Annotated in this window: 13 protein-coding genes; 8 read left to right on the top strand and 5 right to left on the bottom strand. The window is 70.5% G+C overall.

What is annotated here, in order from left to right:
• Positions 1 to 45: 45 nt before the first annotated feature.
• Both QMG73_RS21650 and QMG73_RS21645 read left to right on the top strand, forming a co-directional pair.
• Positions 46 to 4,473, top strand: a complete 4,428-nt coding sequence (locus QMG73_RS21650; protein ID WP_281898399.1) for a glycoside hydrolase family 2 TIM barrel-domain containing protein — start codon at positions 46 to 48, stop codon at positions 4,471 to 4,473.
• A gap of 475 nt (positions 4,474 to 4,948) precedes the next feature.
• A complete protein-coding gene (locus QMG73_RS21645; RefSeq protein WP_281898397.1) occupies positions 4,949 to 6,424 on the top strand; it encodes a hypothetical protein in 1,476 nt (491 codons plus the stop codon).
• Between the two features lie 3 nt (positions 6,425 to 6,427).
• Here QMG73_RS21645 and QMG73_RS21640 read toward each other — a convergent pair whose 3' ends face one another.
• Together QMG73_RS21640 and QMG73_RS21635 are read right to left on the bottom strand one after the other, a co-directional pair.
• Positions 6,428 to 7,957: a sugar transferase gene (locus QMG73_RS21640; protein WP_281898395.1), complete on the bottom strand. Its 1,530-nt coding sequence runs from the start codon at positions 7,955 to 7,957 to the stop codon at positions 6,428 to 6,430.
• 109 nt (positions 7,958 to 8,066) lie between these two features.
• Positions 8,067 to 9,146 carry an LCP family protein gene (locus QMG73_RS21635; RefSeq protein ID WP_281898393.1) on the bottom strand — a complete coding sequence of 360 codons (1,080 nt, stop codon included), beginning with the start codon at positions 9,144 to 9,146 and terminating at the stop codon, positions 8,067 to 8,069.
• A 98-nt stretch (positions 9,147 to 9,244) separates the two neighbouring features.
• Between QMG73_RS21635 and QMG73_RS21630 the strand changes: the two genes are divergently transcribed.
• Genes QMG73_RS21630 through QMG73_RS21605 form a run of 6 tightly spaced genes read left to right on the top strand, consistent with a single transcriptional unit; the run spans position 9,245 to position 17,353 of the window.
• Positions 9,245 to 10,018: a hypothetical protein gene (locus QMG73_RS21630; protein ID WP_281898391.1), complete on the top strand. Its 774-nt coding sequence runs from the start codon at positions 9,245 to 9,247 to the stop codon at positions 10,016 to 10,018.
• Positions 10,019 to 11,140 carry a glycosyltransferase gene (locus QMG73_RS21625; protein WP_281898388.1) on the top strand — a complete coding sequence of 374 codons (1,122 nt, stop codon included), beginning with the start codon at positions 10,019 to 10,021 and terminating at the stop codon, positions 11,138 to 11,140.
• Complete coding sequence (locus QMG73_RS21620; protein WP_281898386.1) at positions 11,137 to 12,270, top strand: glycosyltransferase family 4 protein; 1,134 nt, start codon at positions 11,137 to 11,139, stop codon at positions 12,268 to 12,270. The genes QMG73_RS21625 and QMG73_RS21620 overlap by 4 nt, the downstream gene beginning before the upstream one ends.
• 5 nt (positions 12,271 to 12,275) lie before the next feature.
• A complete protein-coding gene (locus QMG73_RS21615; protein WP_281898384.1) occupies positions 12,276 to 13,448 on the top strand; it encodes a glycosyltransferase family 4 protein in 1,173 nt (390 codons plus the stop codon).
• Positions 13,445 to 14,770 carry an O-antigen ligase family protein gene (locus QMG73_RS21610; RefSeq protein ID WP_281898382.1) on the top strand — a complete coding sequence of 442 codons (1,326 nt, stop codon included), beginning with the start codon at positions 13,445 to 13,447 and terminating at the stop codon, positions 14,768 to 14,770. The genes QMG73_RS21615 and QMG73_RS21610 overlap by 4 nt, the downstream gene beginning before the upstream one ends.
• A 3-nt stretch (positions 14,771 to 14,773) precedes the next feature.
• Positions 14,774 to 17,353: a glycoside hydrolase family 55 protein gene (locus tag QMG73_RS21605; RefSeq protein WP_281898380.1), complete on the top strand. Its 2,580-nt coding sequence runs from the start codon at positions 14,774 to 14,776 to the stop codon at positions 17,351 to 17,353.
• A 3-nt stretch (positions 17,354 to 17,356) separates the two neighbouring features.
• Here the strand turns inward: QMG73_RS21605 and QMG73_RS21600 are convergent, their stop codons facing one another.
• From QMG73_RS21600 to QMG73_RS21590, 3 genes are read right to left on the bottom strand one after another with little or no spacing between them, the layout of a single operon-like run.
• Entirely contained in the window at positions 17,357 to 18,013 is a 657-nt protein-coding gene (locus tag QMG73_RS21600; RefSeq protein ID WP_281898379.1) for a GntR family transcriptional regulator, read from the bottom strand.
• Positions 18,010 to 19,134 carry a CaiB/BaiF CoA transferase family protein gene (locus QMG73_RS21595; RefSeq protein WP_281898378.1) on the bottom strand — a complete coding sequence of 375 codons (1,125 nt, stop codon included), beginning with the start codon at positions 19,132 to 19,134 and terminating at the stop codon, positions 18,010 to 18,012. The genes QMG73_RS21600 and QMG73_RS21595 overlap by 4 nt, the downstream gene beginning before the upstream one ends.
• A gap of 14 nt (positions 19,135 to 19,148) precedes the next feature.
• On the bottom strand, positions 19,149 to 20,594 hold the full coding sequence (locus QMG73_RS21590) for an aldehyde dehydrogenase family protein (RefSeq protein ID WP_281898377.1): 1,446 nt from the start codon (positions 20,592 to 20,594) through the stop codon (positions 19,149 to 19,151).
• Positions 20,595 to 20,621 lie beyond the last annotated feature (27 nt).

Raw genomic sequence — 20,621 nt, 5'->3', positions numbered from 1 at the left:
CGGGCTGTGTTCGGGTCTGTGTGATCCGAGTTCGGGAGGCTGTCGATGTCGCGCCGTGCTGTGCTGGCTTCCCTAGCGATCACGGTCCTGCTGTGGCCCGGCGGCGCGCCCGCCAGCGCGGCACCGTCACCGGCCTCCGGGCCGGTCACAGTGGACGACGTCTACCGGTACCTCGACGATCCCGGCATGACCGGCGAGGGACAGGAGCAGCCGCACGCGCTCCTTCGCCCGTACGCGGACGCCCGCACCGCCGCCGCTGACATCACCGACCACAGTGTTCGGTCGCCGTGGACCGCCTCGCTCAACGGCGACTGGAAGCTCACCATCGCCGACCGCCCCGGTGACCTGCCGGCCGGCTTCCACGCCGCCGAGTACGACGTATCAGGCTGGCCCACCGCCTCCGTGCCGCACACGTGGCAGTCCGACTTCGTCGACCACCCGATGTTCCGCAACATTCCCGAGGAGATCTGGCCCGACGACCCACCGCGGGTCCCGCGCGACGTCAACCCCACCGGTGCCTACGTCCGCACGTTCCAGGTGGCGCCGTCGTGGTCGGGCCGGCGGAGCCTCCTGCGCTTCGAGGGCGTCACCAGCGGGTACTTCGTGTGGGTCAACGGGCGGTACGTCGGGTACGACCAGGGTGGGTACACGCCAGCCGAGTTCGACGTCACCGACTTCACGCACCCGGGCACCAACCGCGTCGCCGTGCAGGTGCACCGTTGGGGCTCCGGCGCCTACCTGGAAGACGTCGACCAGTGGCGCTACAGCGGCATCTTCCGTGACGTCTGGCTGTACAGCACGCCGCGGACGTACCTGCGCGACGCGTACATCACCACCGACCTCGACGAGTCCTATGTGGATGCGGTGTTGACGGCGCGGGTGGCGGTTGGTGGCCCTGCCGACGGCTACACGGTGCGCGGGACGCTGCTGAACAGCGCCGGCCGTCGCGTTCTGGAGATGACCGGCACCGGCACGCTCACCGCCACCGTGTCCAACCCTCTGAAGTGGAGCGCCGACGCGCCCAACCTGTACGCGCTGGTGCTGGAGCTGCTCGGGCCGGACGGCCGGGTCACGCACACCACCGCGCAGGCGGTCGGCTTCCGCGAAGTGGAAGTGCGGGACGCTCAGATGCTCGTCAACGGTCAGCGGGTGCTCATCAAGGGCACCAACCGCGCCGAGACCGACCCGGAGACCGGCCGGCACGTCACCCGGGCGGCACAGCGCCGCGACGTCGCGCTGATGAAGAAGCTGCACATCAACGCGGTACGCACCTCGCACTACCCCTCGGACCCGTACTTCTACGACCTCGCCAACCGCGAAGGGCTGTGGATCGCCGACGAGGTCGACATCGAGACGCACTCGCACGAGAACTGCCCCAACAACTGTCTCGCCTCCCGGCCCGAGTGGCAGGCCGCGTTCGCCGACCGGTTCCAGGCGATGGTCGCCCGCGACAAGAACCACCCGAGCGTCATCATCTGGGACACCGGCAACGAGGCGGGCCTGGGCACCGCGCACTTCGCGATGGCCACGTGGGCGGACGCCAACGAGCCGACCCGGCTGCTGTACCACCAGTCCAACAGCCCCAACGGCGATGCTCCCTTCGCCGACGTCTGGGGGCCGCGCTACCCGACACCGGGTTACGTCGAGTCGATCGGCCGCACCGCCACCCGCCCGATCGTCTTCGGCGAGTACGCCCACGCGATGGGCAACAGCCTGGGCAACTTCGACCGCTTCTGGGCGCTGGTCCGGCAGTACCCGTCGCTGCAGGGCGGGTTCATCTGGGACTGGGCGGAGGCCAACCTGCGGCAGCCCCTGTATCTCACGCCTGACTCGTCGCCCAACGGCATCCAGGCGTTCCTCGTCGGCAAGCCCACCGTGGCGTCCGGCAACCTCGAACTGTCCAGTCTGGACGACTTCGTCAGCACGTTCCGCGACCCCCGGCTCGACTTCACGGGCAGCGCCGTGACGCTCGACGCGCGGGTGCGGCCCGGCGAATGGGCGGGCAGTTTCCCGATCGTCACCAAGGGCCGCGCGTACGCCCTCCAGATGCGCGACCGGACCACGCTGGAGTTCGGGGTGACCACGGGCGCCGGCTTCGCCGCGGTCGCCGCGCCGGTGCCGGCCGACTGGTACGACGCGTGGCACCGGGTCACCGGCGTGTACGACGGCGCATCTCTGAAGCTGTTCATCGACGGTGTCGAGGTGGCGACCGCCGCCCGCACCGGCACCCTGGACCCTGGCCTCTACGAGGTGAACATCGGGCGCAACGCCGAGACACAGCAGGACGACCTGCGCACCCGGCTGGCCCGCGGCTCCGTCGACTGGGCACGGGTGTATGGCGCCGCCGTCCCGCCCTCGGCCACACCACCGGCCGCAGCGTTGGCCCTCGACTTCGACAGCGTCGAGCACAAGGGCGACTTCGACAGCCTGGGCATCAGCCTCTCCGGCACCGACGGCATGGTCGGCACCGACCGGTACCTCCAGCCTGAGACCGTGGAGGTGGCGTGGGCACACGCCCCCATCCGGTTCACCCGCGCCGCCGATGGCAAGGTCAGCGTCCACAATGAACAGACCGCTGGCGCGCTCGACGTGACGCTGCGCTGGAAGCTCGTCGAGGTCGACCGCACGCTTCGCGACGGCAGCCGGCGCCTGCGCCTCTCCCCCGGCGAAACCGTGTCGATCGGCATCCCCACGCCGTCGACCAACCCGCACGACCGCGCCCGCCGGTTCCAGATCGAGGCGGTCGGCGACGACGGCCTCCGGTACGGCTGGGACGAGTTCGACGCGGGCGGTCGCGTGGTGCCCGGCGTACAGCGGCCGTCGACCGGCACCGCGCGCCTGTCCAACGACGGCGACACGATCGTCGTGTCCGGCAAGAGCTGGCGGTACACGTTCGACACCGCCACCGGCACGCTCAGCTCGATGGCCTCGGACGGCCGGGAACTGCTGCGCACCGGCCCGCAGCTCGACGTGTACCGGCCGCCGACCAGCAACGAGACGTACGGCTGGGGCACCGCCGATCGGGAGATCTGGCACCAGCTCGGCCTCGACCGGCTCCAGACCTCGGTGACGGGCGTGACATCGTCCACCGTGGACGGCTCCGCCGTCGTGGAGGTGCGCAGCGTCGCCCGTGGCTCAGCTACGTTCGAGATCGAGCAGGTCATGCGGTACCGGATCGACGGGCGAGGCACCATCACGCTCGACCACCGGGTCACGCCGCGCGGATCGGGCGCCAGCCGCCTGCCGTACCTGCCCCGGGTCGGCGTGCAGGTCCAGGTGCCCGACTCGATGCGCCAGTTCGCCTACTACGGCAAGGGTCCACATGAGACCTACAACGACCGGTCGAGTGGCGCGTTCACCGGCGTGTGGCGCACCACTGTCGACAAGGAGTACGTCCGGTACTCGCGGCCACAGGCGTACGGCAACCACACCGGCGCGCGGTGGGCGACCCTGCACGACGGGCGGGGCGGCCTGCTCGTCGGCGGCGACATCGACGTGAGCGTGACACCGTACGACGAGCTGGCTCGCGCCGAGTACGACTTCCAGCTCCCGCTGGTACGCAACAACGGCTGGGTCACGCTGCACGCGGCGGCCGGCGAGACGGGCATGGGCGAGACGCCCAACTCGGTGCTCAGCGAGTACCGCGTCTCCCCGACCCGGACGCACGAGTACAGCTTGGTTTTGCGACCGCTCTCCGCTTCCGAGGTCCGTGCGGACGGCGTACCGGACTCCCGCGCCTCCGCGCCCTGCCCACCGGACGTCGCGTTGGCGACGGACGGCCAGATCCGCCCCGGCGAGCCGCACCCCGTGACCGTCGCCGTCACCGAGCGCTGCGCGCTTGGGGATGTCGCGGTCACGCTGGCGGCGCCGGAAGGTTGGACCGTCACGCCCGCGGGCCCAAGGGAATTCACCGTGACCGCACCCGCGTCCACCGATTTCGGGGCCTACGATCTGACGGCCACCGTCACCGCACAATCGAACGGCTTCCCGGTCACCGTCGAGGCGACCGCCACCGTGCGCGCCCCGCTGCCGGCGGGCGGGCGGTGGGTGAGCGACCTGCCGTTCCTGGTCGCCGAGAACGGCTGGGGCCCGGTCGAACGCGACATGAGCAACGCCGAGCAGCCCGCCGGCGACGGCCGCCCGATCACCATCGGTGGCACCGTTTATGAGAAGGGCATCGGCGCGCACGCGACGTCCCGCGTCGTGGTCGACATCCCGGCCGGCTGCACGTCATTCCGCGCCGACGTGGGCGTCGACGACGAGATGGGCAACAGCGGCTCGGTCGCGTTCGAGGTCTGGGTCGACGGGGTGCGGCGAGCGGCGAGCGGGGTGCTGACCGGTGCCGCCGAGGCGGAGCGGATCGTGGCGGACGTGACCGGCGGCACCCAGCTGGAGCTCCGCGTGACGGACGGCGGCAACGGCAACGGCGCCGACCACGGCGACTGGGCAGCGGCTCGCCTCCTCTGCCCCTAACCCCACCCCCACCCCCCGTTCCGCCGATCAAGGGCGAATGCACGTGGTTGGATCTCTTTTTCACGTGCATTCGCCCTTGATCGATGGAGATCTCCTTGATCGACGCTGTCGCGCCAAGCGATCGACGCCACCTTGAGCGCTGCGGCGCGACAGCCACGGCCGCACGCCTCGCAAGCCGTATCGGTCGCCCCTCGCCGCGCGGTACTGAGCCTCAGGTCACTGGACGACGACAGCCGACAGTGATCCAGAGAACTGTCAGCCGGCCACTTCTGACCTCTCGCTCCTCGCCGGCCGTGAGCCCGAGAGCGTCGTGAAACTTCCCTTGCCTCAAACGATCGACGCTCACGCGGCACGTCAGCCCCTCCCTTTGCCTGGTGGTCGCACCCTCAAGCAGCGTTTCACGCAAAGGACGGGTCTGTGAAAACAACGTGCTTGACGTCGCTAGTATCCGCAGGGAACCCGGGAGGTTGAGGGGATGCAGCCAGACAGTCCGTATCGGCTGGTCGAGGCGTTGGGGTCGTCTCAGGTCGGCAGTGTCTGGTCGGCCGTGGACGCGGAGGGCAGGCCGCTGACCGTGGCGCTGCTCGACGCCTCCGTGGCGCTGGACCAGCAGTGGCGGGACGCGTTCGCCGCGGCGGCGAACGCGCTAGCTCAGCCGCAGGCGGGCGGACCGCGGGTGCTGTACACCGATTTCGCCGCCCCCTCCCCCTGGGTCGCGTGCGCCGGCGGCGGTGGGCCCGGCGCGGAGCAGGTCTTCCTTACGCTTGGCATCGCCTACCAGCCGATGCCGCCGGACCTCGGCGGGGTCGACGAGCCGGCGGCCTCGACTCCGCCGGCGGCCACGGAGGCGGCGGCCACGGAGGCGGCGGCAGCCCCCGAGGTGGCCGCAGCCCCCGCAGGCGCCGTGGTTGCCGCGGACGACGGTGCTCTGGTGGACAGTGAGACAACGCAGCCCACGCAGAAGATCCAGCTCGAAGCCATGACGCCAGTCAACCCGTGGGCCACGCCACCCCAACCGGTTTCGGCGCCACCGGACCAGCCGATCTCGACGCCACCCCATGCGGTGTCCGGTCCGCCACATTCCATCTCGGCTCCCCCGGACTCGATCTCGGGCGTGCCGGACATGGTGTCAGGCCCGCCGCAGCACATGTCCGTGCCGCCGCACGTGGCGTCGAGCATCCCCTATTCGCCGACCCCCATGCAGTACTCGCCGGCCTACGGGCAGCCGCCACCCGACGGCCCCTCCCAGTACCCGGCGTACTACCCGCCGCAAGCCGCACCGCCGGCGGCTTCTCCCGCGCGGCCCCGCACCGGGCTGTGGGTCGGCATCGGTGCGCTCGTCCTGCTGGTGATTGTGGGCGGAGGCACCGCACTCGCCCTCCGCGGGTCGGGAGGCGATCCGTCGACGAATCCGACAACCGCGGCACCGCCGAGCGCCGCCGCCATGTTTCCCGGTATCGAACCGCCGCAGAATGGCTCGTGGCCCGCGCAATGGCCAACGTTCGCGACGACCGACCAGGTGCAGACCATCGCCGACCTTGAAGGGTTGGGCTTTCCACTCAAGGTGCCACAGGGCTGGGGGTGCACCCCGGGCGGCCGGTCCGAAGGCTACGCCCGCTACCTCTGCGGCATGCCGCCCGGCGAGAATCCCCGCATCGGCGGCGAGGTCATCGTGCGGACCTGCCCGTCACCGTGTTCGCCCGAGACCCAGACCGCGATGCGGCGCGCCGAGGAAGCCTGGGGACTCCAGTGGATCCAGGTCGGCGAGTCCGCCACGTACGCCGAGCTCGGCGGCGCGCAGCGGTACGGGCTCGTGGTCGTGGCCTATTGGCGCAGCACGTCGAGTGGCGACCCCGATCGTCAACTGGTCGTGCGAATGACGGGTCCCTTGGCCGACGCTGATGACCTGCACAAGATCGTCACGAACCTTCGCAAGGAGTTGAACTTCTGAGGTTCAGCGGCCGCCGCCGCGCAGCACCTCGGCGATCGTTCGCAGTACGACCTTGGCGTCCAGCCACAACGACCAGTTCTCGATGTAGTAGTTGTCGAAACGCGCTCGGTCTGAGATCGGGGTATCGCCGCGCAGCCCGCTCACCTGGGCCAGCCCGGTCAGGCCCACCGGCACCCGGTGGCGCATGGCGTAGTCGGGGTGTTCCGCGGAGAACTTCTCGACGAAGTACGGCCGCTCCGGCCGGGGCCCGACAACCGTCATGTCGCCGCGCAGGATGTTCCACAACTGCGGCAGCTCGTCAAGCGACGTACGGCGCATGAACCGCCCGACGGGGCCGACGCGGCGGTCGTTGGCGATCGACCATGTCGTCTGTGACTCCTGCTCGTCGGCAGGCCGCATCGAACGGAACTTGAGAAGCTCGAACCGCTTTCCGTAGCGCCCGATCCGCTCCTGCCGGAACAGGATCCCCGGGCCGCCTTCGATCCTCGTCGCCATCGCGCAGAGCAGGAAGATCGGGCTGAGCAGCACCAGCGCCGACACGGCAAAAGCGATGTCGGAGCCGCGCTTGACCGCCCAGCGCAGGCCCGCCAGCTCGATGTCGCTGATCCGGACGACCGGGATCGCACCGATGTGGTCGGGCAGCTTGACCTGGGAACGCGATCCCCACAGCCGGGGAACGGCCCAGAGGTCGCGCTTGGCGCACTCGTGCCGGCGCAGCACCTCCATGAGCGTGGACTCCGGCACCTCGGTGTCGGCCACGATCAGGACCTCACAGTCGACCAGGTCGATGGTCGCTTCGAGGTCGTCGACCGCGCTGAGCACGGGTGGCGTGCCGGTGCCGCCGCGCACCGGCGAGTCGACCCAACCGACGAACCGCAGGCCGTACTGGGGGTAGCGACGCAGGAGGCGGGCCAACTCGACCGCGATCGGGCCGCTCCCCACGATGACCGCCGTGTGCTCCACCCAGCGTCGCCTGCGTGCGATCAACGTCGCGGTCCTGGTCAGGACCCGACCGGCGATGACCAACCCGGCGGAAAGGGCCACAGTGCGCATGAACCCGGCTCCGTACTCGACGGAGTCGTGTCGCAGCGCGGCGATGACCGACACGATGGCCGCGGAGGCGAACAGCCGCCCGCAGAGGCTGGGCAGCTCGTCGAGGACGCTGATGTGCCGGCGCGCACGGTAGAGGCCGCCCGCGGTGAAGATGACCACGGTGAGACCGGCTGCGCTCAGCGTGCCCTTCCAATATCGATCCGTGATCAGCAGGGGTGCGACGAGCGCGACAACGTCGACCGGCGCGGTCAGCATCCACGCGCGCAGCCGGCGCGTGCGCCGGGACGCGACCGAGCCGGCGTACGGCAGAACGGCGGTCGAGTCGTGGTCAACTGGCTGATACGAGGGCTCGGGATGAAGCATCTCCGGCCGGCGCGCCGCCGGAACCACTCCAGGCGACGCCGCAACGTTGTCGCGTATGCGTACGATCGGCAGCTCAGTCGTGACTTCGCCGGCCGCCGAGACACTCCCCGTGCTCATGGCCCTCCCCCATTAGCCGCCGACCGCATACCCCGTGCGCTCGACGGCTGCCAGCACCATAGTGGCTATGCAGCTCCTTCACCAGAATCCATTAATTAACGTCACAGTTCTACGCTCCAGCGTTCAGTATCTCGGAGACGGCGTCGCGGCGAACGGCGTCGTACAGCGACTTGGCCTTCGCCTTGTCCTCGAAGACCACGCTCTCGCTTCCCACCTGTCCGGTGCCCTTGGTGGGATTGGTGAGGAAGGTGAGGTTGCCGCTGCGGAGGTGCCGCAGTTCCGTCGCGGTATCGAAGATCCCAAAGGTCTCGTCGACTGATACCGCATCGGCCGTGGCGCGGAGGAACGAGTTCAGCTTGGCGGGATTCGCCAGCGTGCCGCCGGACGCCGCCTTGTCGAGGATCGCCTTGATGACCTCCTGTTGGTGGCGAATCCGCGCGAAGTCCCCGTCCGGGAAGGCGTAGCGCTCGCGGGCGTAGTCGAGCGCCATGGCACCGTCCATGGTCTGCTTGCCCTGCTTGAATTCGCGCCGGCTGCCCGGCTGCAGCGAATGCGTCGACGTGAAGCTACGTTCGACGGTGATTTCCACGCCACCGAGGGCGTCCACGATCTCTTTGAATCCGGCAAAATCGACAATAGCCACATTATCGATGCGGATGCCGGTGTATTTCTCGACCGTCTGCACCGTCAAGGGAATGCCGCCCCACGCGAATGCCGCGTTAATCTTCGCATTCCGCCCGCCGCGCTTGCCGTCCTTGGACTTCGGCACGTACACCCAGGTGTCGCGCGGGATCGAGATCAGCTGCGCGCTCTGCCGCCCCTTGGGCAGATGCGCGAGAATGATCGTGTCGCTGCGCGAGCCACCGGTGTTTGCCGGGTCGCGCGTGTCGCTACCGAGAATCAGCAGATTCTTGGCCTTCTCGACGAGCTTTTGCGGCCGCGACTCCACAGGCACGTCCTGGAAAGCCTCGACGCGCTCGATGCTGCCCTCCACGGACCGGTAGTACAGTCCTGCGGCCAAGACTCCGCCACCTGCGACCAGGGCAACCGCCAGCAAGGTGATGAGCACGATGAGGCGCCACCGGCGACGCTTGCCCTTCCCGTCACTTCCGCTACGCGGCGGACCGGCCGGGGGCACGTCGAGGCCCTGTGTCGAGTCGGGCTCGGTGACAGGCGGTCGGGGTGACATGGCCTGATGGTACTGGTCGGCTCGTAGGCGACCACCCACATGCCCAGCTCAGGTCTCGCCTACGAGAAGCTCTCACAACGCTGATAACCTCACCGCTCGTGAGCGAAAACCCGTCTCGTGACGCCGAACACGCAGGTGGTGGGTGGACTGCGGGCGGCTATCCGCCGGTGGCCTATCCCGCGGTCGGTCAGACGGGCGCCGGCTATCCCGGCGCTCCCCCGACGGCGCCACCGAGCCGGACAAAATGGATGCTCGGTGCGGCCATTGGCCTGGTCGTGGGGGCGCTGGTGGCGGGCACACTGGGCTTCGTCATCGGCGCCAGCACCGCTGACGACCAGCCCGGCGACGAGACGTCCAGTCCCAGCCCCGACACCAGCCTCCGCCCCTACGAGGCGCAGCAAATGGCGGTAAACAAGGAGAAGTTCTCCGGCGACCTGGCGGTGCTGGCCGAGCCGTGGCTGCCCTGGGTCGGCGCGTGCGCGGCCAACACCGACCCGAACGGGCCGAAGCTGCCGTCGGACGAGAAGGTCCATGTCTTCTGCCGGTACGGAAACGTGTCCGTCCACTTCGCTGAGTACAACTCGGCCGCCAACCGGGACGACGCCCGCGCCTACCGCAACCGGCTGAACCTCGACGGCTTCGAGCTGGCGCCCGGCATGGAGCAGCCGGCCCGGAAGCGGGGTGGGTCGACCAACGCGCAGGGCAACTATGTGGAGTACGCGTTCCGCGGCTCCGACGACCGCGCCCTGTGCGGCATCTGGTGGGACCGGGACGACAGCACGTCGGCCGCGTTCTACCTGGAGACGCTGTGCCAGGAGACCCTCGGAGGCAAGTGGGAGCCGCTGCGGGACCTGTGGCAGCGGTACAGCTAGATGGCGATTTCCAGCACGCCGTCCCTGCTCACCGGGCGATCGGTCGCGGTGGTCCACGAGTGGTTCGCGTCGGCCGGTGGTTCGGAGAACGTCTTCCTGGCGATCGCCGGGCTGGTTCCCCACGCCCGGCGGTACGTCCTGTGGGCCGATCACGACGTCGACGCCGACCGGTTGGGGCTGCGCCAAACGTGGTTGGCGCGCACTCCGCTGCGCCGGAGCAAGGCACTCGGGCTGCCGCTGATGCCCGTGGTGTGGCGCACGTTAGGCGAGTCCGGCTTCGACGTGGTGATCTCGTCCAGCCACGCCTTCGCGCACACGGTCAAGCTCGGCCCGCCCGACCGGACCCGCCACCTGAGCTATGTCCACACCCCGGCTCGCTATGTGTGGAGTCCCGAGTTCGACGGCCGCGGTTCGAACCCGCTGTTGCGCCTGCCCCGGCGGGTGCTGCAGTGGTCGGACGTACGGCTGAGCCGGCACGTCGACGCCTACGCCGCCAACTCGGAAGAGGTCAGGAGCAGGATCAAGAAGTACTGGCGGCGCGACGCGGTGGTGATCAATCCGCCGGTGGACGTAACTTTCTTCGCCTCGCCGCCGGCCGCACAGCGCACCCAGGCACGCGACTACCTTCTCGGCGTTGGTCGCTGGATCCCGTACAAGCGGTTCGACCTCGTCATCGAGATCGCCGATCGCACCGGCCTGCCGCTGGTCATCGCCGGGTCCGGGCCGCTGGAGGACCGGCTGCGCCGCGCCGCCGCCAGCGCGCGAGTGCCGGTCAGGTTCGAGGTACGGCCAGATCGGGAACGCCTGCGCGAGCTGTACTGGGGAGCCCGCGCACTGCTCTTCCCCGCGCATGAAGACTTCGGCATCATCCCGGTCGAGGCGCAGGCGTGCGGGACACCGGTGATCGGATCGCGCCGCGGCGGTCTGCTGGAGACGGTTGTCGACGGCGAGACCGGCTTCCTGGTCGACGGCTCTGACCCGGCCGCGTACGCGGACGCGGTGCGGCGGCTGCCGGAGCTGTCGGCTGGGCGGATACAGCGCGGCAGCGAGCGATTCTCCGCAGATGTCTTCGCGGCGCGCATGGCCGAGTGGATCGCGCGCGAGGCCGGGCCGCGGTCATGAGCCCGGATGGTCACCGCGTCCGGCGCAGCACGATCCTGGACTGCAGCGGCGTAGGCGCGGGCGGGATCACCCGGGTCCTGACAGAACTGGTCCGGCACTGGCCCGAGGGGCACCGGCTGCAGATCGTCGCGGCACCGGACGGCTGGCAGCCACCCGCGCCACGCGCTGCCGAGGTGGATGTGCTGAGCCAGCAGGGCGGTGGCCGCTTCCAGACCATCGCCTCCGCGACGGTCGCCCTCCGCCGCGCTACCGCAGGGCAGCCGGCCGACCGCGAGGAGCCGGCGCGCGTACTGTCGCTGAGCCCGTCGGTCGCCATTCGCGGCAGCCGCCTGCCAGTGACCACGATCGTCCACGACCTGGCGTTCCGGCTGTGGCCCCAGGACCTTCCGGCGTCCGTACGCCAGTACCGCCGGATCAGTTACTCGACGGCGATCCGCCGGTCCCACCGCCTGCTGTGCGTCAGCGCTCGGACACAGCACGACCTTCTCGGCCTGTACGGCGTTCCCACCGATGCTGCCCAGGTCTGGCACCCTGGCAGCGACCTTGCCGCCGGACCCGGCACACCGCCAGCCGCGGTGGCCGGTATCCGCGGGCGCGGCGGGAAGTACCTCGTGGTGGCGGGCCACGCGCCGCACAAAGGCGTTGAGTTGGCGGTCGAGGCGATGGCTGCCCTGCCCGGATACGTACTGGTGGTGCTGACCGGCGGTCAGCGCGTCGAGCGGTTCGAGACGGCGGTCGCCCGGTCTGCCGCCGCGGAACGGGTGGTGTTTCTCGATCGCATCACCGATGCCGAGTACGCGGACACCGTCGCCGGAGCCGCCGCGTTTCTCATGCCCAGCCACTTCGAGGGGTACGGGCTTCCCGCGGCGGAGGCGCTCGCGCTGGGCACGCGCGCGGTCATCTCGCCCGATCCGGCCCTGCACGAGGCGACCGCCGGAGCGGCGATCCGGATGGCGAGTTGGACAAGTGCCGCCCTGGTACAGGCGCTGCGCGGGATCGACCAAGCCCCACTGCCGGCGACCGGGGCGGGGCGGTCGTGGGCCGAGGCGACCGGTCACCTCGTCGCTCTGCTCGCCGAGGAGCCACCGGTACGGCAGCAGCCGGCGGAGCCCGGCCGGAGGCGGATGTGAGCCGGATGCGTGTCGCCATGGTCCATTCCTCTTTCACGGTCCGCGGTGGCGCCGAGCGGTACATCCGTGACCTCACTCGCGGTCTGCTGACCCGCGGGCACGAGGTCGCGGTGTTCTGCCGCCCGTCACCGCACGCCGAGCCGGTGGACCGGCATGTCGGCGCGCGGCTCAGCGAACGCGCCTTCCGGCTGCCCAAGCTGCACAAGGTCGTCACGCACCTCGCTGACCTACTCGACCCGACCGGGCTCCGCCCTCGCGACCTGGGCGATTTCGCGCCGGACGTGGTACATGTGCACAACTGGCAAGGGCTCGGCATCCTGCCCGTGGCGCGGCTGTCACGGGCGTACCCGACCTGTCATTCGGTGCACGACATGGCCATCTGCGACCCGAACAACGCGCTCGGCAACCTGGGGCGATCCGGAGCCCTCGACGCCCTGCTCGGCCTGCGGTCGGCCTGGATCGGCCGGCGGCTGCGCCGCACGCTGCTGCTGTTCTCGGCGGAGCGGAACCGCGCGCTCGTACGCCGCCGGGCACGCGGCGGACGGCGGGTGCCCGACCGCGTCGTGCCGCTGGGAGTCGTCGCACCCGGCCAGGGGCAGCGCTGGCCGACCGGCCGCAGGGACACGTTCTTGTTTCTCGGGGCGCTGAGCCCGCACAAGGGAATCGACCTGTTACTGCGGGCGTGGGAAGCCGGCCACGCGCAGATCGACGGCACGCTGCTGATCGGCGGCGACGGCCCGCTGCGCGCCGAGGTCGAGCGGGTTGCCGGCGAGCTGCCTTCAGTGCGTTACCTCGGGTACCTCGACGAGGCCGGCAAGGAGTCGGCGCTGCGCCAGGCGGGCTGGTTGGTGTTTCCCAGCCAGGGGCACGAGACGTTCGGCCTCGCCTGCGCGGAGGCACTGATCGCCGGCCGCCCGCTGATCGCCAGCGCGGTCGCCGCGCCGCCTATGGCATCCGGCGGCTCCACTCTGGTCTTCGACTCCGCGGAGGACCTGCGCCGCCTGCTCGCACGAGCCGCGCACATGCCTGACCCTGAATACCAGACGATGTCGGCATCGGCCGCCACCGACGGTGGCCGGTTGGACTGGGAGGACCACGTGGACGCGGTGATCGGGGTGTACGAGAGCCTTCTGGCCGCCCGGTCCGCCAGCCCTGCCCGTGAAGGATTCCCGCGATGAAGGCCAAGAGGCGAGTCACGTTTTCGGTCGCCGCGACCATCGGGCTGGCCTACGTCGCGGTCGTGCTGGCCGCCCCGCTCGGGCTCTGGTTGCTCGGCATCCAGGCGGCCGCCGGCTGGATATTCGGTGGCCGGGAGTACGTCCTGAGCCTGTCCGGCGCGGCCGTGGTCTGTGTCCTCTTCGCCATCGTCGTGATCCGTCACCGCGCGCTCGTCCTGCGGTGGTGGCGGCCGGTGGCCGCGGCGTGTGCCGCGGTGGTGCTGTGGACGGTGCTGGGTCTCGCACATCACGGCATCGCGCAGACGGTGGTCGGTCTGCGGATCACGCTGCTGCCGCTGGCGCTTATCGCGGTCATGGCGGCGCTGGGCCAGCGCGAGCGTCGGATCCTTGTCGACGTCATGTCCTGGCTCGTCATCGCCAACGGGCTGGCCGCAGTCGCCGAGCTGATCATCGGTCCCGCCCGCCTGGTGGAGTGGGGCTTCGAAGAAGACCGCGCGATCCGGTACATCGACGGTGTGTTCCGGGCGCCAGGCCTGACCGAGTTCAACGCCGAACTCGGCATGCTTGCGGGCGCGTACCTGCTGGGCTACATCGCGCTCTGGCTCACCGCCGGCGCCCACCCTCACCGGCGGCTCTGGCACGCGGGCGCGATCGCCGCCGCGGTGGCGCTCGCCCTGAGCACGAGCCGATCCGGTGCGCTGCTCGTGGTGGGTGGTGCGCTCGGCGCCGTGCTGCTCAACCGTTCGCCGGGCCGGGTACGCCGGCGGATCTCACTGGTGCTCGCGATCGTCATCGCGGCCGGCGTCGCGGCGGGCTTCGCCGTCCTCGGCGCCACCGGGGCGAGCAGCCTGCGGCAGCGGCTGGACGTGTGGGCCGGCCTGCTCGACGGTGTACCGCTGCTCGGCTCCGGCTTCGGCAGCGCCGGGGCGGCGACGACCTCTCGGATCTCGGGCGGGCCGCAGGTGTTCGTGGACAACTACTTCATCAGCGTGGCGCTGCAGTTCGGCCCGATCGCCGCCATCGCGCTGCTCGGCTGGCTCGGTTATCTGCTGGTGCGGCTGGCCCGCCGGTCTGCCACTGATCCGCGCGCCGTGCCGCTGCTGGCCGGGCTGACCGGGTTGGCCTGCGCGTCTCTGGTCGTCGAGACGTGGGAGTACGGCGCCGGGATGATGTGCCTGATCGTGTTCGCGCTGTACGGCAGCCTTCGGGACCCCGGCACCTCGACGCCATCGGCCGGTTCGGCACGCCCCCTCCGGATGCCGGGCGTGCCGTCACTGCCCGGCCGGCGGTCGCGACCGCCGGCCGGCGAACCGGTGGGCTGATTCGTGCACCGCGTCCTTCCGCTGCTCGGCCAACTGCAACGCTCGCAGCTCTCGGTGCAGGCGCTCACGCGGCTGGGCAGCGTCTACCTCTTCCTGCTGGCATCCGCTACCGACGCCGAGCATCTGCCGTACATCGCCTTGCAGGGCATGCTCCTGGCCGTGCCGTACACGCTGCTCGAATCGCTGGTCGGCCGGCCAATGGCGGCCGACCTCGTGCCAACTCACTGGGACCTCGAAAGCTGGGCCCGGCGAGCGGCGGCGACAGCGATGCTGCCGGTCGGCGCGGTCGCCTATGTCTCGGCGTACATCGCCCTGCCGCAGGCCAGCCACCTGGACCGGCTGGTAGTCGTCGCACCCGTGCTGCTGCAACTGCCGATCGAGGCGCTGTTCTGGGCCGCCGGTCGGACCCGTTCGCGCCGCGAGGCCAACCTGATACCGCAGCTCACCGCCGTCGGCGTCCTGGTCGGCGGTGCGATCCTGGCCGCGGCCAACGTCCGGCTGGACGCCGCCGCGATCCCCGGGCAGCTCGCCGTGCTCGGCTGGCTCCTCATCCGCCGGCCCGCGGCACGCGGGGTACGCCCCGGCATCCGCGAGACCCTGCGGGTTGGCACGGTGTACCTGATCACGGCCATAGCCGACCTGTCCTACGCGGTGGCACTGCCGTCGGTGGCGGGGGCGGCCGCCGGGCAGGGTGCCATCGTGGTCGTTCGCGCGATGGATCTTGCGTTCGGGCCGTTCCACGTCGCGCTGTCCGCTACCACCCGCGAAGACATCGTGGCTGGCCGGCGGATTCGCTGGCTGACCGGCCCGCGGGTGCTGACCGCAGGGGCGCTACTGACCGTCACGGCCGTCCTGCTGGCCAGCGACTGGGTACGCGAACTCCTCGCACCTGACCTCGCCCGCCTGGGCACTGCCGTGGTGGCGACGTACTGCGGGTACAAGGGGCTTCTCATGGTGTCGACGTGGCTCGCCACCCGGCACATGATCTGGGCCGTTCCGAGCCAGTTCCTGATATCGGGGATCGGATCACGGGTGGTGGCGTTCGGCGGCCTCGGCGTGGTCGTGGGCTGGGTCACCAAAACGCCACAACTGTTCGCGGTCCTGCTGGTCGCCGAGGCGTTCGTGGTCGCCTGGTTCCTCTACCGGATGTACCGCACCCGCGGCGCGCCGGACGAACCAACACAGCACGAAGGGGAACACATGGTCTGGGACGGCCCTAACCACACACCCTCGCCGTCGCCGTCGCCGCCGGTGTCGCGGCGCGCCGCGCTCATCGGTGGCGCGGTCGCGGCGGGGCTGGGTACGGCGGCGATCGGAGCGGCCGCCGCCCGGGGTGGCGGTCTCACGACCCCGGAGGACGCGTACAACGTCCGCGAGCATGGTGCGGCCGGTGACGGGTCCACTGACGACACCGAGTCGATCCAGCGCGCGATCGACGCGGCGCGGGAAACCGGCGGCATCGTGTTCTTCCCGCCCGGCACGTACCTGACCGGACGGCTGATCCTCCACTCCCGGGTTCACCTGCGCGGGGCCGGCGGCGATGCGTCGGTGCTGCGACTGCGGCCGGGCGCGAACTCCGCCATCGTCGAGTCCGACGGCTTCGAAAAGTTGACCGGCGGGCACGCCGACGTGGGGATCACCCTCTTCAGCATCCGCGACCTCGCCCTGGACGGAAACAGCGAACAGAACCCGGAAGGCGGGTACGGCCTCCGCGTCTACGGCTATGGGTACGAGCTCACCGAGGTCATCGTCTTCAACTGCCGCGAAGACGGCATCTACAGCGAGTGGGGGCCGACCGGCGCTCTGCCGGGCCGGTCACATCAGATGGAAGCCCGATTGACGAGCGTGCGATCGCACAGCAACGGCGGGTACGGGATCAACTTCAACGGCCCGCACGACTCGATGTTCCTCAACTGCCTGGCGTTCCAGAACCGGGCGGCCGGCTTCCGGATGGGCGGCGACGCGCACGGCTCATTGATGGTCAGCTGCCACGCGTGGGGCATCGAGCAGAACCTCGCGTTCGAGCTGTCCTCGCCAAGCATCAGCTGCATGAACTGCTACGCCGACATTCACGGCGGCGTGGGCGTACGGATCGCACGCAACGACTGCCGGTGGGTCGGCGGGCTGGTCCTCGGGTACAACCACGAACCCGACCAGGAAATCGGCATCCAACTCGTACCCGGCACCACCCGGTACGAGCCGGCTGGCACCGTCATCGACACGAAGATCATCAACTGCGCGACCGCCGCGGTCGACTTCGGCGCCGACCGAGGACTGTCCGTCGTCCGCGCGACCCTGTCGCAACCAGGGGTGCCGGACAACAACGGCCAGCCCCGGGCGGGCACGGGCAAGGGCTGGATCGGCACCCCGGCGCCCACCACGCAGGTGGAGATCACCAACGGCCTCGGCAACAACGAGAAGAACCTCGTCGTGCAGCCCGCGTTCGACCTGCGGGCGCAGCAGGCGCCGGCGCGCCCTGGGGCGGAAACGGTACGAATCTTCGCGCGCGAGGTCGGCGGCAGGACCCAGCTGTGCGCGCTTTTCCCCAGTGGTGCGGTGCAGGTGCTGGCCACCGAGCCGTAGGCCTTAGCTGGGAGGTTCCTCGAGGAGCGCCTCCAGAGCGGCCACGGCGTGGTCCCGGTGAGCATCCAGAATCCGCACCGCCTCATCCACGTCACACTTCCGTAACGCCGCCAGTACAGCGTTGTGTTCGTCGACGACTCGGGCGCGGTTGTCGCCTTCGCCGTAGTACATCGACCGGTACGCGTCGGTGGCGTCCCACAGGCTCTGGATCAGGCGGATCAGGCGCGGCATCCCGGCCAGTTCGAAAAGCGCCATGTGAAACCGCCGGTTGGCGGCCGCCATCTCCAGCACGTCGCCCGCGGCGCCGGCCCGCTCGACCTCGCGCTCGGCCGCGTCGAGCCGATCGAGATCCGCGCCGGTGAGGCGCGCCGCGGCTCGGCGTACGGCCTCCTCTTCCAGGAGCTGGCGGATGCGGTACGCCTCGCGCAGGTCGTCGAGCGACAGTGACTCCACGAAGTATCCGCGGTGTGCCTGGTAGCTCACGAGGCCCTCGCCCTGGAGGGTCTTCAGCGCCTCGCGCAGTGGTACCCGGCTGACGCCCAGTTCCTCGGCCACCGCGTCCTGCCGGATCGGGGCGCCGGGGCGCAGTCGCCCAGCGGTGATCGCCCGGCGCAGCTCACCGAGGACGAACTGCTGGGCGGTGGGCGGCCGAACACTCATGGCTTTAACATCTCACGGACCCAGGCGCCGTCTTCGTCGAGGCGGGGCGGTGCCAGCCGGTACCCGGGTGGGGCGGCGTCCAGCCGGATCGGGTTCGCCACCTGGGGTACGGGTGCCTCGCGGCGCGGGTCGGCGATGTCGACGACCGGGTCCAGTCCCACTGACTCGGCGAGCTTGAAGGCGGCGGCCAGGTCGTTGACGGGACCGCAGGGCACGCCAGCCGCCATCAGGACCGCGAACCAGTCGTCGGCGGTACGAGATGACAACGTTTCGGAGAGCGAAGCCGCCAGCGCGCCGCGGGCGGCGACCCGCGATGTGTTCGTCGCGAATCTGGGGTCGGCGGCGAGGTCGCCGCGGCCGAGTGCCGCGCACAGCGACCGGAACTGGCGGTCGTTGCCGACCGCGACGGCGATGGGCCGGTCGCGGGTCTCGAAGACCTCGTACGGCGCGATGCTGGGGTGACGGTTGCCCATCCGGCCCGGCACGACGCCGGCCGACACGTAGCCGGACGCCTGGTTGACGAGCGCGGACAGCAGCGACGACAGCAGCGACACCTCGACGCGCTGGCCTTCTCCGGTCTGGTCGCGGTGCCGGAGCGCGGCGAGCACACCGACCGCGGCGTGCAGTCCGGTGATGACGTCGACGACCGCCACGCCCGTCTTCGTGCCCGGCCCATCCGGCTCACCGGTGACGCTCATCAGCCCGCCGACCGCCTGCACCAGCAGGTCGTACCCGGGAAGGCCGGCGCCCGCCCCGCTGCCGAAGCCGGTGATCGAGCAGTAGACCAGCCGCGGATTGCGCTCCTTCATCGAGGTGTAGCCGAGGCCGAGCCGCTCCATGGTGCCGGGCCGGAAGTTCTCCACGACCACGTCGGCACGGGTCGCGAGGTCCCGGGCGACGTCCACATCGGACGGGTCGGCGAGGTCGAGCGCGATGGAACGCTTGTTGCGGTTGACGCCGAGGTAGTACGTGGCCTCACCACCGGCGTGCGGCGGCCCCCAGGCGCGGGTGTCGTCGCCGGTGCCTGGACGCTCCACTTTGACCACCTCGGCGCCGAGGTCGGCGAGGAGCATGGTCGCGTACGGCCCGGCGAGCACCCGGCTGAAGTCAGCGATCAGCACCCCCGCGAGGCTGCTCAACCCGGAGCTCCAAGGTAGACGGTGACGGTGTGCGTGAAGAACTCGCGTGCGGCCCGGCCCTGTTCCTTCGGGCCGTACCCGCTCTGGCGCCTACCACCGAACGGCACCCACGGAAACGTGCCGGCCGACTCGGAGTTGATGTGCAGCACGCCCACCTCGACGTGCTCGACGGCCTTGAGAGCCACGCCGAGGTCCCGGGTGAAGATGGCGGCGGACAGGCCGTGGTCACTGTGGTTCACAAGGCTCAGCGCCTCTTCGGGCGTCTCGGCCCGCAGTACGCCCACGACCGGCCCGAAGAGCTCCTCGCGCCAGAAGTCGACGCCGGTGCTGGGCAGGTCGAGCACGGTCGGTGGCGTGAACCAGCCGGCCGCCAGATCCCCGTCCGCGTACGGAGTGCCGCCGGCGACCGGGGTCGCTCCCTGGTCGAGCGCGCGCCGCACACCCGCGGACACCCGATCGCGGGCGGCGGCGCTGACCAGCGGTCCCATGTGGACACCGTCGCGCAGCGGGTCACCGACGACGAACTCCTCGGCCCGCCGGGCGACCCGGCGGAGCAGGTCGTCGGCCACGTCGGACTGCACGATGAGGCGCGACGTGGCGGTGCACTTCTGGCCCGTGGAGCGGAAGGCGCCCGCGACCACCTGCGCGGCCGCGTGGTCGAGGTCGGCGTCCGCCAGCACCACCGAGGCGTTCTTGCCGCCCATCTCGGTCTGCACCGGCTTGCCCAGCTCACCGCAGCGCGCGATGACGGCGCGACCCACCGATGTGGACCCGGTGAACGAGACGGCGTCCACATCGGAGTGGTCCACGATGGTGGTACCGATGTCTCCCTCGCCGAAGACGAGGTTGAGCACGCCGTCCGGGAGCCCGGCCTCGACGAACGCCTGCGCCAGCCGCAGCGCCAGCAACGGCACCAGCGACGACGGCTTCCACACCACCGTGTTGCCGTAGGTGAGCGCGGGCGCGATCTTCCAGGCCGGGATCGCGATCGGGAAGTTGAACGGCGTGATGACACCGGCGACGCCGATCGGACGGCGCACCACGAGCAGGTTCTCCCCCGGTCGCGGCGACGCGTAGATCTCGCCGCTCTCCCGGTCGGCCTCGTTCGCGTAGTACCGGATGATCCGCGCGGCGCCGCGCACCTCGGCGACCGCCTCGGGCAGCGTCTTGCCCTCCTCGCGGGTCAGCTCGCGGCCCCACGCGTCGGCGTTCCGGTCGATGATCTCGGCCGCCGCGGTGAGCACGGCGGCGCGCGCGTGGTGCGGGGTGGCGGCCCAGGCGGGCGCGGCGGCGTCGGCCGCCGCGATCGCGTCCAGCACCTCGGGTACCGAGGCGTGGCGGCCGGAAGCGACCGTCTCGTCCGGCCGGGCCGGGTTGGTGTCCGTGAAGGGCGCGCCCGAGCCCTCGATCCACTTGCCGGCGACGAGGTTGAGGAGGTCCATAGCGCCCTAACGGTAGTGACTCAAGAT

The organism is Phytohabitans aurantiacus, from assembly GCF_027923225.1.
Lineage (GTDB): Bacteria > Actinomycetota > Actinomycetes > Mycobacteriales > Micromonosporaceae > Phytohabitans > Phytohabitans aurantiacus.
The sequence above is the reverse complement of the archived record's forward strand: the minus strand, read 5'-3'. Positions and strand labels throughout refer to the sequence as shown.

What these genes read in the sequence shown, in the direction of transcription:
- QMG73_RS21645 (WP_281898397.1), top strand. Translation starts at nt 4,949, where the DNA reads ATGCAGCCAGACAGTCCGTATCGGCTGGTCGAGGCGTTGGGGTCGTCT.
- QMG73_RS21590 (WP_281898377.1), bottom strand. Translation starts at nt 20,594, where the DNA reads ATGGACCTCCTCAACCTCGTCGCCGGCAAGTGGATCGAGGGCTCGGGC.
- QMG73_RS21625 (WP_281898388.1), top strand. Translation starts at nt 10,019, where the DNA reads ATGGCGATTTCCAGCACGCCGTCCCTGCTCACCGGGCGATCGGTCGCG.
- QMG73_RS21620 (WP_281898386.1), top strand. Translation starts at nt 11,137, where the DNA reads ATGAGCCCGGATGGTCACCGCGTCCGGCGCAGCACGATCCTGGACTGC.
- QMG73_RS21640 (WP_281898395.1), bottom strand. Translation starts at nt 7,957, where the DNA reads ATGAGCACGGGGAGTGTCTCGGCGGCCGGCGAAGTCACGACTGAGCTG.
- QMG73_RS21635 (WP_281898393.1), bottom strand. Translation starts at nt 9,146, where the DNA reads ATGTCACCCCGACCGCCTGTCACCGAGCCCGACTCGACACAGGGCCTC.
- QMG73_RS21650 (WP_281898399.1), top strand. Translation starts at nt 46, where the DNA reads ATGTCGCGCCGTGCTGTGCTGGCTTCCCTAGCGATCACGGTCCTGCTG.
- QMG73_RS21615 (WP_281898384.1), top strand. Translation starts at nt 12,276, where the DNA reads ATGCGTGTCGCCATGGTCCATTCCTCTTTCACGGTCCGCGGTGGCGCC.
- QMG73_RS21610 (WP_281898382.1), top strand. Translation starts at nt 13,445, where the DNA reads ATGAAGGCCAAGAGGCGAGTCACGTTTTCGGTCGCCGCGACCATCGGG.
- QMG73_RS21600 (WP_281898379.1), bottom strand. Translation starts at nt 18,013, where the DNA reads ATGAGTGTTCGGCCGCCCACCGCCCAGCAGTTCGTCCTCGGTGAGCTG.